The organism is Streptomyces sp. NPDC002851 (assembly GCF_053591935.1).
On sequence record NZ_JBSFUT010000014.1, the window covers coordinates 183719 to 195437 of the forward strand.

Below are 11719 nucleotides of genomic sequence, written 5' to 3' on the forward strand. Positions count from 1 at the left end.
CCGCAGTCGCAGCCGCAGCCGCAGAACACGCCCTACGAAGAAGAGCCGGGCAGCGAGAACAGCCTCCGCACCACGCGCTCCGCCGCGCCCCCGTCGTCGTACGGGCAGAACCGGTCACGGAAGGCGGCCCGCAGCTCGGTGGTCGCGTCGGTGTCCCAGGCCTCGGCCTGGAAGACGAACCGCAGTTCGTCCTCGGACGTCGCGACGGCGCCGGGGGTCTCGCCGGGGCGGCCGGAGAGCAGGTCGAAGTAGGTGCCGCGGGCGAGGCGGTAGGCCTGCCAGTCGGGGGCGTAGACGACGATCGGCCGGTCCAGGCAGGCGTAGTCGAACATCAGCGACGAATAGTCCGTGACCAGCGCGTCGGCGGCGAGACAGAGCTCCTCCACGCGCGCGTGCCCGGTGACGTCGACGATCTGCGGGTGGTGGCAGGCGGTGAGCCTCGCCTCGGAGCCGTAGGCGTGGTGGGCGCGGACGAGCACGACGTACGACGGTCCGAGCGCCCGCACGAAGCGCTCCAGGTCGAGCCGGGGCGTGAAGCCCTTCTGGTAGTCGCGGTGGGTGGGCGCGTAGAGGAGGGCGGTCCGGCCCGGCTCGATGCCGAGCTGCTTCCTGATGCGTTCGGACTCGTACTCGACGTCTCTACTGAAGTAGAGGTCGTTACGCGGGTAGCCGAGCTCCAACGCCTCATAGGTGGAGGGGTACGCGCGCTCCCATACTTCAGTGGAGTGCGGGTTGGCGGACAGGCTGAAGTCCCACTGGTCGATGTGGTCGAGGACCTGCTGGAAGCTGATGCCGTGCGTACCGGCCGGGTAGCGGCGCTGGTCGAGGCCCATCTTCTTGAGCGGCGTGCCGTGGTGGGTCTGGAGGTACAGCTGGCCGGGGCGCTTGACGAAGCCGCCGGGAAAGCCGGAGTTGCTGACGAGATACGTCGCACGGGCCAGGGCACGCCAGTGGCGCCGTGAGCCCTCGACGACGTACTCGACGCCGTCCGGCACCTGGTGCTTGTGGCGACCGCCGACCACCCAGACGCCCCGGATGTGCGGGACGAGTTCGCGCGCCTTCTCGTACACGGCGAGCGGATTGCAGGACGGGCCCCGGTTCCCGTACGCGCTGTAGACGGCGAGGTGCGGGTCGAGGGAGCGGCGCCGGTCCGCGCGGTACGAGATCCGCATGACCTTGGCGCGCAGCTGCTGCCTGCGCCGGGCCAGCGCCCGCTTGGCGGCCTTGCGGCGGCCGTCGGCGGTCTTGAGCGCCTGGAAGGCGGTGTACGAGCCGCTGGCGAGGGCCCGTTGACGGTCGGTCAGGGGTTCGTGGCCGGCCGGGCGGTGGGCCCGGTAGAGGCGGGCGGCGGCGCGGAAGAAGTCGGCGCGGTCGGCGGGCCGGATCCGGCCCGGGTCACCGAGGACGGAGAGGAGGTGCTCGACGGCGTACGGAAAGAGCTCCACGGCTTGGTGGCCTTGCTCTTCGAGCAAGGCGAAGAGCTGCCCGTACTGGTCGAGCACGGCGAAGTGCTGCCGCCCGGGCGTGGTCGAGACGCTGCCGCCGCGCCGCTTGCGCCAGCGGACGCAGACCCGCTCGAGCATCGCGAGCCGCCCCTGGGCGGTGGCGAGGAGGGTGGCCCGGTGCACCGGCACGACGTCTTCGTACGGCCACGCCTTCCCCTTGTCTTCGGTGAAGCGGAGCCCGTGGGCGTGCCAGAAGGAGCGGCGTACGACCCGGTTCCAGGCGGCGGGGGTCAGGCCGAGCGGGCTGCCGTTGAGGTCGTCGCCGCTGGCGGAGACGTGCTCCCACCAGTCGATGCGGTCGTGGTCGAAGAGGAGGACGTTCGGGGCGTGGGGGTGTTCGGTGAGCGCTCGGTCGATGGCGGCGAGGGCGCCGGGCAGGAGGAGATCGTCGCCGTCGAGGAAGAGCAGGAACGCGCCGCGGGCGCGGGCGGCTCCGGCATTGCGGGCGGCGCCGGTGCCGCTGTGCGCGTCAAGCCGGACGAGTTGCACGCGTGGATCGCGCTCCGCATACTCCGCGGCGATCGCGGCACAGGCGTCCCCCGAGCAGTCGTCGACAACGATCAGCTCCAGGTCCCGGTGGCTCTGGCCGAGCGTCGACTCCAGGCATTCACGCAGGTAGCCCTGGATGCGGTGGGCGGGGACAACTACCGAGAAACGCACCATGGACACCGACGGTAGTCAGCTGATTACGCTGTGTCGAAGACCCGGGCCCGCGCGGGGATCATCCGGTGCCACTCATTCGGGCGACGCTAGGCAAAGAAATTGACGGGACCGGGAAACCAGGACAAATGCAGCGTCTGCACCGTCTCAGCGTCATCGTGCCCTTCTGCAACGTCGAGGAGTACCTGGAGGAGTGCCTGCGGTCGATCGCGGGCCAGACCGTCACGCACCTCGACGTCGTGCTCGTGGACGACGGGTCCACGGACGGCAGCGCGGCGATCGCCCGCGCCTTCGCAGAGCGGGACGACCGGTTCCGCTACGTCCCCCAGGAGCGCGCGGGCCTGAGCGCGGCCCGGGGCGCCGGGGTGCGGGAGGCCGCGCCCGGGACCGAGTACCTGACGTTCGTCGACGGCGACGACGTGGTGCCGCACGGCGCGTGGTCCCGGATGCTCAGGAGCCTGGACGCCACGGGCTCCGACTTCGCGACGGGAAACGTGTGGCGCCTGCACGATCGCGGCCGCCAACAGGCCCGCCAGTACCGGTGGTTGACGGAGACCCGGCAGCGTACGCATCTCACCCGGGCCCCGGAGCTGATCGCGGACGGGATCGCCTGGAACAAGGTGTTCCGGAGGGAGTTCTGGCACCGCGTGGGCAAGGAAGCCTCCGGGGACGGGGTGGACGCGGTGGACACCCCGCACGGGATCCTGGCGCATTGTCTGGCAGAGGCGGTCGACGTACTCGCCGACCACGTCACGTACCGGCGGGAGCGGGGTCAGGGCCGGGGCACGGATGTGCGGGCAGCACGCGACAGGATCGCCGCGTGCACGACCGTCAGCCGCTTCCTCGCGGACCGCTTCCCCGAGCACAAGGCGGCCTACGACGCGTCGTGCCTGCGCGAAGACTTCGCGCATTTCCTGGAGGGCCTGCGGACGAGCGGCCCGGACTACCGCGAGGCATTCCTGACGGACGCGGCCGCGTTCCTGGCGCAGGTGGCCCCGGGCGTGCTCACCGGGCCGGGCCTGCTGACCGGGCCGAGACTCCCGATCGGCCTGCGGGCCAAGTGGCAATTGGTGCGCGAAGGGCGGTACGAGGACCTCGACTCCCTGCTCGCCTTCGAGCGCCGTAGCGGGACCGCGTTCCGGGTCCGGGGCGGCCCGGTGCGACGACGCACCGCGGAATGGCCGGGCAACGGCCCGAACGGCCGCTTGGCGCTACCGCGCGGCCTGACCCGACTGAGCCGCGCGGAACTGCCGGTGGTGACGCGGGCGGAGAAGGCGACCTGGGCGAAGAACGGAACGCTCCGCATCACCGGCTACGCGTACATCCGCAACTTGGCGGCGGCCCGCCCGGGCCAGTCGATCAAGCTGGGCCTGTTGCGGCCGGTACCGGGCAGCGGACGGCACCACCGCCCCCGCGGGGTGCCGACACGCACGATCCCGTACCCCCAGGCAACCGAGAACTCCCAGCAGGCGCTGCACAGTTACCACCTGTCCGGCTTCGAGATGACCCTCGACCCGGAACGCCTCAAGACCCGCGGCCGCTGGCGCCCAGGGACCTGGCTGCTCGACGTGGTCGTAGGCGGCCACGGCACGCTCCGGCGAGCCGCGGTACGGGCGGGCGAGGCGGCCCGGTCGGCGGTACGGGACCTCGACGACGGACTACGCATGGTCCTGTCGGTACGTGGCGACGACGCCCGCCTGGTGGTGAGCATCGAACAGTACGCCGCCCGGGTGGATCGACACGGGCGCGCCGCCGAGGATCCGGCCGCAGTAGTACTCGGCGGCCACCTGCACCGAGGCGGTTTGCGCCCGACCGAGCTGCGCCTGATCCGCGACCACTCGGAAGCCGTCATCGACTGCCCGGTCGAATGCCTCCCCGGCCCGGGACGGGCTTTCACCGCCCGTATCCCCCTGCCCGACCTGATGGCCGTACACCCGATCCCGCACCACGCACCGCACGAGGTCGAAGCCCCACCCGGCGAACCCTGGCGAGCCAGCCTGGTCTTTCCCGACGGCAAGCTGAAACCCGTAGCCGCGACCACGAACCTGCCTCCCGGCCACTACCCCACGGGCCCGACCGCCCGGCCCCTGTGCATCACGGCCGACCCGGCGGGCCGACTCCGCGTGGAACCGACCCACTGCCCGGTCGCGGACGTGGTCCGGTGGGAGGGTGAGGGGAGGTTGGTGGTGGCGGGCTCCATGGAGCCTGATTCCAGCCACCCCGAACTCGTCCTGCGCCACAGCACCCGCGACGAAGAAGTGACCGCCCCGGTCGAGCAGACCCCCGACGGCCGGTTCCGGGCCGAACTCACCCCCGCGGACGCCCGCTTGGCCCCAGGCCACTGGCACGCCTACGTCCGCGGCGCCCAGGAGACCCCGCTCCGCCTCCGCACCGACACCGCCACCAACCTGCCCGCGGAGCGAACCCGCTTCACCGCCACCCGCCACTGTGGCGACCGGCTCCTCCTCCAGGTCGCCCCCGACCTGCCGCCCACCGAACGCGGCCCGTACCACCGCGAACGCCTCCGCACCACGCACTACCCGGCCCAACGCCACCTCCCCCTACGGGACGCGATCCTCTACGTGGACGGCGACAACCCACGCGCCGTGCACGAGGAACTGGTCCACCGAGGCGCCGATTTGGAGCACCTCTGGGTCACCCAGGACCAACAGACCTACGTACCCGCCACAGCGCGAGGCGTAGAACTGCACAGCGCCGCATGGCACGAAGCCCTCGCCCGCTGCCGGTACATCGTCACGCCGGAGCACCTGCCCGAATTCTTCGAGCGCCGCGACGGCCAGACCGTCGTACAGACCTGGCACGGCTCCCCGCTCAAGCGGATCGGCACCGACCTGAAGGGCACGGCATACGCCGACCACGCCCACCTGAACGCGGTGCCCCGGCCGACCCGCCAGTGGAGCGTCCTGGTCACGCCCAACCGGTACGCCATCCCCCACATGACCCGCGCACTCGCGTACTACGGCGAGATCCTCCAGGCCGGATCACCCCGCAACGATGTCCTGTTCGCCGAGGACCGCGACAAGATCGCCGACCGCGTACGCGCCGAACTCGGCCTCGCCGAGGACGACCGCCGCGTCGTCCTGTACGCCCCCACGTACCGCGAGCACCTCACGCACCACAGGCAGCCCACCCTCGACCTCGCCGCGCTCCGAGCGGCGGGCCTCGACGACGACCACGTACTCCTCGTACGCCGCCACCCGCGCACCACGGGACGGATCACCGGCGCCCGCGCACCCTTCGTGCACGACGTCACCACCTACCCGAAACCCGCCGAACTCCTCCTGACCGCCGATGTGTTGATCACCGACTACTCGGCCCTGATGTTCGACTACGCGCACACCGGCCGCCCGATGCTCTTCCACACCCCCGACCTCGCGCACTACCGCGACACGGTGCGCGGTCTCTACCTCGACTTCGAGCGCCGCGCCCCGGGCCCGCTGCTCTCCGGCACGGACGAGGTCGTGGCCGCACTGCGCGACCTCGACGCGACGGCGGCCCGGCACGCGGACGCGTACGCGGCGTTCCGGCAGGCGTACTGCGACCTGGACGACGGCCGGGCGTCGGCCCGGGTAGCGGCTCGATTGCTGCGGTGAGTACGCCCGTGAGTACGGCAGTGAGTACGGAACTGAGTACGAGGCCGGGCACCCGGCCCAGCCGCGTCGCCCGCGGCGCGACCGCCCTCTTCGGCGGTCGGCGCTCCCTGCGGCCGAGCCCGTACCTGGTCTTCGGCACCCTCTTCTGGGTCGTGATGTCGGCCGCCGCCTGGCGGATCCCGATGTGCTGCGACTTCGGACAGCACGCCGCTGTCGTCGAGCGCCTGAAGGCGGATCTGCCGCACCCGGCCCACCCGACGGTCGACCTGCCGGGCGCGGGCAGCGCCTACTACTCGCCGTACGCGGTGGCGCAAGGGCTGTTCGCGCAGGTCAGCGGCCTCGCCGGATGGCAGGTCGTCAAGCTGGCCGGACCGGTCAACCTGCTTCTGCTCCTCACCGGCCTGAACCGCTTCGTGAAGGTGCTCACGCCGAGGCCCTGGGCGCCGGTCCTCGCGCTCGCCGCCATGGTGCTGCTGTGGGGCACTCAAACGGCCTGGTTCAGCGGCTTCTTGGGGCTGTTCTCGATGACCGGGAACCTGTCCTACCCGAGCACCTTCGCGATCGGGCTCGCCTTCTGGATCTGGTCCCTGACGGACCGTCCGGCCCCCCGTACCGACAGCGCTCCCCCGGCTCCGCTGTGGCGGTACGCGGCGCTCGGCGTCCTGATCGGGGTGGCGGTGCTCGTGCACCCGCTCACGGCGGTGGCGACGCTGATCGGCGTGGCCGCGCTCGTGGCCGGACGGGAGCGCGGCCTGCGGCACGCGCGCGTGCTCGGCCGCTGGGCGCTCGCGGGCGCGGGCGCGGTGGTGGTCGCCGGGAGCTGGCCGTACTTCAGTACCTTCGAACTCGTCGAACTCGTCGGACTCGGCGGGGATCAAGGGTGGGACCAGGCCGGGAACCAGGTCAGTCACCGTGCCGTGCTGGACGCGATGCACCGGCGGATCCACGCCGGCGCGGAGGGCCACTTCTGGCTCGCCCTCATCGGGCTGCCCGCGCTCTGGCTGCGGTGGCAGCGGGACCGGCGGGACCCGTTGGTCCTGATGTTCGCGGGCGACCTGCTCGTCATCGCGTACGGCTGGATCAGCGGGCACTACACGTACGGACGGATCCTCGGACTCGCCCTGCTGCCCCTGCAGTTCGCGCTCGCCGTGGAACTGGCCGAGGCGATCGCACGGCCCCGGCCATGGCCCGCCTCGCGGCGCTTTCTCGCGCAGGCGGCGGCGGTCGGCGCGGGGCTAGGGGGTGTCTCCCCGATCTTGGCGGGCCCGCGACGCCTGGCACGGCACCTCGCCGCACGGCCGAATCACCCACGTACGCCCAGTACGCGGGCGATCCGGCCGCACACCGATGCACCGCACCAGACGCCGCAGGCTGATCCGCAAAGATCGGAGAGACACCCCCTAGGGCTGCTGACGCAGGGCGGCGCCGTGGTGCCGCGCGCCCTCGACCCGGTGGGGTTCAAGCAGCCGCCGCGCTGGCCGACGTACGCCTGGGCCGCCCGGCACATCGGCCACGGCGAGGTCGTCCTCACCGACGGCTACCGGCCCAAGCGCTCCCTGCCCGGCTACGGCCCCAACCTGGTGGCTCCCACCTGGCCGGACACGTCCCTTCCGGAGGCCGAACGGCAGCGCCGCAAGCGGGACGTCGCGGCCTACCTCGCCCCGGACAGCACCCGCGCGGAACGCGCCGCCGTCGTGCGCCGGTACGACGTCCGCTGGCTGCTCCTTGCGCCGGACCAGCGTGCGCCGGAGGAAGCGGTGGTGGTGGCGTGGGGGCCGCGGACGGGTGAGGTCCTCGCGCGAGTGGGGGCGAGGCGCGGATGACCTCGGCCAAGCCCGCGCTCGCGCCCTCCGTCAGCCCGGCCGCGCACCGCCGCCGGACCGGCAGCCGACGTCGCAGGGCACGGCTCGGCGGACTGCTCGCCCTCGCCACCGCCTGGGCCGTCACCCGCGCCGGAATGCTCACCCTGCTCGCCCTGGACGGGCGGATGCCGCTCGGCGTCGGCGGGATCGGGCGGGAGGTGCACGAGCTCTACTTCTTCTGGTACGGCACGCTGCGCACCGGGGCGCTGCCGGACGGAGACCCGCTGTGGCAGTACCCGCCCGGCGCCGGTCCGGTGCTCCTTTCCCCCAGCCTGCTGCCCGGACTCAGCTACTTCCAGGGCTTCGTGGCGCTCACCCTCGCCACGGACGCGGCGATCGCCCTCGCCCTCGCGGTGGCGGGGCGCGGCCCGGGACGGACGCTGCGCGGCGCCGCGCTCTGGGTCGGCGGCCTTCCGCTGCTCCTGCACATCCCGCTCGCCCGGTACGACATCCAGGTCACGGCCCTCGCGGTGGGCGCGCTGCTCGCCCTCGGCACGCGCGCGTGGAGACGGTCCGGCGGCACGCGCGCGTGGTGGGCGTTTTCCGGAGCGCTCGCCGCCGCCGGAGCCCTGGTGAAGGTATGGCCCGTGCTCGTCCTGCTCGGCACACCACGCGGACGTACCACCCGTACCGTCTGGACCGCGGCCCTCGCCACGGCCGCCGCGCTGCTCCTGCTCCTGGCCGCGCTCTTCGCGCACCCCTTCGGCTTTCTGCGCCAACAGGGCGACCGCGGCGTGCAGATCGAGTCCTTCGGCGGCACGCTGCTCGCGTTCGCGCACCGCGCGGGCTGGCCGGGCGAGGTGCGCTACCAGTACGGGGCGGTGGAGTTCGTCGGCCCGTACGTCTCGCTCGTGGCGACCGCGAGCCTGCTCGCCACCGCACTCGCCGGTGTCGCGCTGCTCGTGTGGCGGCTGCGGGCGCGCCGCTGGACCGCGGCCACACCGGCCGACGCCGCGCTCTGCGCCGTGCTGTTCTTCACCGTCACCAGCCGCGTGATCAGCCCGCAGTATCTCGTCTGGCTGCTCGGGCTCACGGCCGTCTGCCTCGTCTCGCGGCTGACCGCACAGCGCCCGGTGGCGCTCCTGATCGTCGCCGCGGCCGGGTGGAGCGCGGTCGGCTACCCGGTCCTCTACGAGCACGTCATGGCCGGCACCTGGACCGGCTGTCTGGTCCTGCTCGTACGCAACGGACTGCTCGCGACCGCGGCGGCGCTCTCCTGGCGGGCCCTGTGGCGCTCGACGGCGACCCCCATTAGTAGGACAAACAGAATTAACAGCTAAAATCGTCAACCATGACCAGCACCCCGTCTCCCCAGCCACAGGTCTGTGTCGTCGTGATCGGCTACAACGACGCCGCGCACGTGGCCGACGCGGTGCGCTCGGCCCTCGCCCAGGGCCCGGCCGTCCGCGAAGTGATCGCCGTCGACGACTGCTCGACGGACGGCAGCACCGGCGTGCTCCAGGAACTCAAGGGCGAGGACCCGCGCCTGCGGACCGTCCTGCGCACCACCAACAGCGGCGGCTGCGGCACCCCGCGCAACGACGGCATCGACGCCTGCGCTTCTCCGTACGTGATGTTTCTGGACAGCGACGACGTGCTGCCGCCCGGCGCGGTCGACGCCCTGCTCACCGCCGCCACCGACCACGGCACCGAGGTCGCCGCGGGCCTGTGTGTACGCCGCGAACTGCCGTCCGGGCGCGAGGTGCCCTGGCAGCCCGAGCTGTACGACTCACCCGCGATCGTCGCGCGCCCCGAGAAGCGGCCCCGCCTCGTCCACGACACGCTCTGCGTCAACAAGCTCTACCGCACCGAGTTCCTGCGCGAGCACGGCATCCGCTTCCCCGAAGGCCGGTTCATCTACGAGGACTTCGTGTTCACCGCGCGCGTGCTGGCCGCCGCCCCGCGGATCGCGCTGATCTCCAACCCGGTCTACATCTGGCACGTGCGCCGCGCCGCCGCCAAGCTCTCCCTCTCGCTCGACCGGGCCGGGATCGAGAACTGGCGGTCCCGGCTCGACGCGCACCGCCAGGTCATCGACATCTTCCTGGACGCGGGCGAGAAGCGGCTCGCCGGTGCGGCGCGCGCCAAGTTCCTCGACCACGGCCTGCGGATGTACGCCAAGGAACTGGACCGGCGCAGCCCCGCGTACCGGCGCGAGTGGTGGGCGCTCACGCGCGCGTACCTGGAGACCCTGGGCGCCGACGACTTCGAGCGCGCGCCCGCGCCGGGACGGGTCATCGGCCGGGTCGTCATGGCCTCGCCGGAGCCCGTGGACCTGACCCGGGTGCAGCAGGTCGCGGCCGTCCCGGCCCGGCTCGTGCCGCCGTACCCGCGGGCGGCCGACGGCAGCCCGGTCTGGTCGCACGACCTGCCCCAAGTCACCTTGGAGCACCTGCTGGTCCGGCCGATGCGGCTCCTTCCGGTCGCCGTCGACGCGGAACTGCGGCCGCACGCGCGGGCGTCGGTACTCGGCCTGCGCCTGTACGACCTGTACGGGCGGATGACGGCGGCCGGACCGACCTCGGTCGACGTCGAGCTGCGGGCCCGGGTCGGCGGGGCGTGCGGCATACGACGTACGGCGGAGTGGACCCCGGAGAGGACCGGCGACCCCGAAGACCCGGCCGGGGAACGGCCGTCGACCTGGACGGCCGAGGTGCTCGTGGACCTCGGCGCACTGCCCTCCGGCGTCTGGGACGTCCGGATCCGCGTGCGCTTCGCGGACGGCACGGCCCGCGACACGACGGTCCGCGCGGCCCCGGTCCCCGGGCTTCTCCGTCCGGTCGTCCGCGCCCACCCGCGCCACGGCATCCTGCTCGTCCGCCCGTACGCCACCGCCTCGGGGAATCTCGCGGTGCGGCTGTCGGTGGGGGTGCGGAGTGCGGGGCGGGTCCTGAGGGGGCGGGTGAAGCGGTTGCTTGCGCGGCGGTGACGGAACCTGGCGACGGTGCCGCGCGTTGCACCGACCAGCACCACCGCACCACCGCACCACTCCCGACACAGAACAGGGTGACCATGACCTGGCTGATCACCGGCGGCGCCGGTTACATCGGGGCGCATGTCGTCCGTGCCATGACCGAGGCCGGCGAGCGGGCCGTCGTGTACGACGACCTGTCCACGGGCATCGCCGAGCGCATCCCGTCCGGCGTCCCGCTGGTCGAGGGCTCCACCCTGGACCGGGCCCAGCTGGACCGCGCCCTCACCCGGCACGAGATCACCGGCGTCGTGCACCTGGCGGCGAAGAAGCAGGTCGGGGAGTCCGTCGAACTGCCGCTGCACTACTACCACGAGAACGTCGAGGGCCTGCGTACGCTCCTTGGCGCCGTGGTGGAGGCGGGCGTGCGGAACGTCGTGTTCTCGTCCTCGGCGGCGGTGTACGGCATGCCGGACGTCGGCCTGGTCACCGAGGACACCCCGTGCGTGCCGATCAACCCGTACGGCGAGACCAAGCTCGCGGGCGAGTGGCTGGTCCGCGCGGTGGGCCGGGCGCACGGCCTCTCGACGGCGTCGCTGCGGTACTTCAACGTGGCGGGCGCGGCCGCGCCGGAGCTCGCCGACACGGGCGTCTTCAACCTGGTCCCGATGGTCTTCGAGAAGCTGACGGCGGGCGAGGCCCCACGGATCTTCGGCGACGACTACCCGACGCCGGACGGCACCTGCATCCGGGACTACATCCACGTGGCCGACCTGGCGGAGGCCCATGTCGCGACGGCGCGACGGCTCACGGCGATGCCGCGCGGGACGAATCTGACGCTCAACATCGGGCGCGGGGAGGGAGTTTCGGTCCGCGAGATGATCGACCTCATCCATGAGGTGACGGGGTACGACATCGCGCCCGACGTCGCGGCGCGCCGCCCCGGCGACCCGGCCCGGGTGGTCGCGGCGGCTGACCGCATCGCGACGGAGCTCGGGTGGAAGGCCCACCATGATGTGCGGGACATGATTGCGTCGGCGTGGGCGGGGTGGCAGCGGCAGCACCCGGGGGCTTGAAGTCAGCCCCTCCGGCCCCGCACCTCACGGTCGCCTACTGGCGCTATAACTACGAGCAGAAACGGTATACCCTTCTGCGCTCGATGGGCGG

General features: G+C 72.5%; 6 protein-coding genes. 5 read left to right on the forward strand and 1 reads right to left on the reverse strand.

The window, feature by feature from the left end; translation table 11 throughout:
* Window positions 1–32 precede the first annotated feature (32 nt).
* Window positions 33–2168 carry a CDP-glycerol glycerophosphotransferase family protein gene (locus ACWD10_RS17460; RefSeq protein WP_451091731.1) on the reverse strand — a complete coding sequence of 712 codons (2136 nt, stop codon included), beginning with the start codon at window positions 2166–2168 and terminating at the stop codon, window positions 33–35.
* 125 nt (window positions 2169–2293) lie between these two features.
* Between ACWD10_RS17460 and ACWD10_RS17465 the strand changes: the two genes are divergently transcribed.
* The 5 genes from ACWD10_RS17465 to galE all read left to right on the forward strand — a co-directional run bounded on the left by ACWD10_RS17465 (window position 2294) and on the right by galE (window position 11628).
* Window positions 2294–5779 (forward strand): CDP-glycerol glycerophosphotransferase family protein, encoded by a 3486-nt coding sequence (locus tag ACWD10_RS17465; protein ID WP_451091733.1) that lies wholly within the window; start codon window positions 2294–2296, stop codon window positions 5777–5779.
* Between the two features lie 8 nt (window positions 5780–5787).
* Entirely contained in the window at window positions 5788–7602 is a 1815-nt protein-coding gene (locus ACWD10_RS17470; protein WP_451091735.1) for a hypothetical protein, read from the forward strand.
* The gene (locus ACWD10_RS17475; protein ID WP_451091737.1) at window positions 7599–8921 is read left to right on the forward strand and encodes a glycosyltransferase 87 family protein; all 1323 of its coding nucleotides are present in this window, start codon (window positions 7599–7601) and stop codon (window positions 8919–8921) included. The genes ACWD10_RS17470 and ACWD10_RS17475 overlap by 4 nt, the downstream gene beginning before the upstream one ends.
* An 11-nt stretch (window positions 8922–8932) precedes the next feature.
* Entirely contained in the window at window positions 8933–10570 is a 1638-nt protein-coding gene (locus ACWD10_RS17480; RefSeq protein WP_451091739.1) for a glycosyltransferase family 2 protein, read from the forward strand.
* Between the two features lie 83 nt (window positions 10571–10653).
* Window positions 10654–11628 carry a UDP-glucose 4-epimerase GalE gene (galE, locus tag ACWD10_RS17485; protein ID WP_451091741.1) on the forward strand — a complete coding sequence of 325 codons (975 nt, stop codon included), beginning with the start codon at window positions 10654–10656 and terminating at the stop codon, window positions 11626–11628.
* Window positions 11629–11719: the final 91 nt, after the last annotated feature.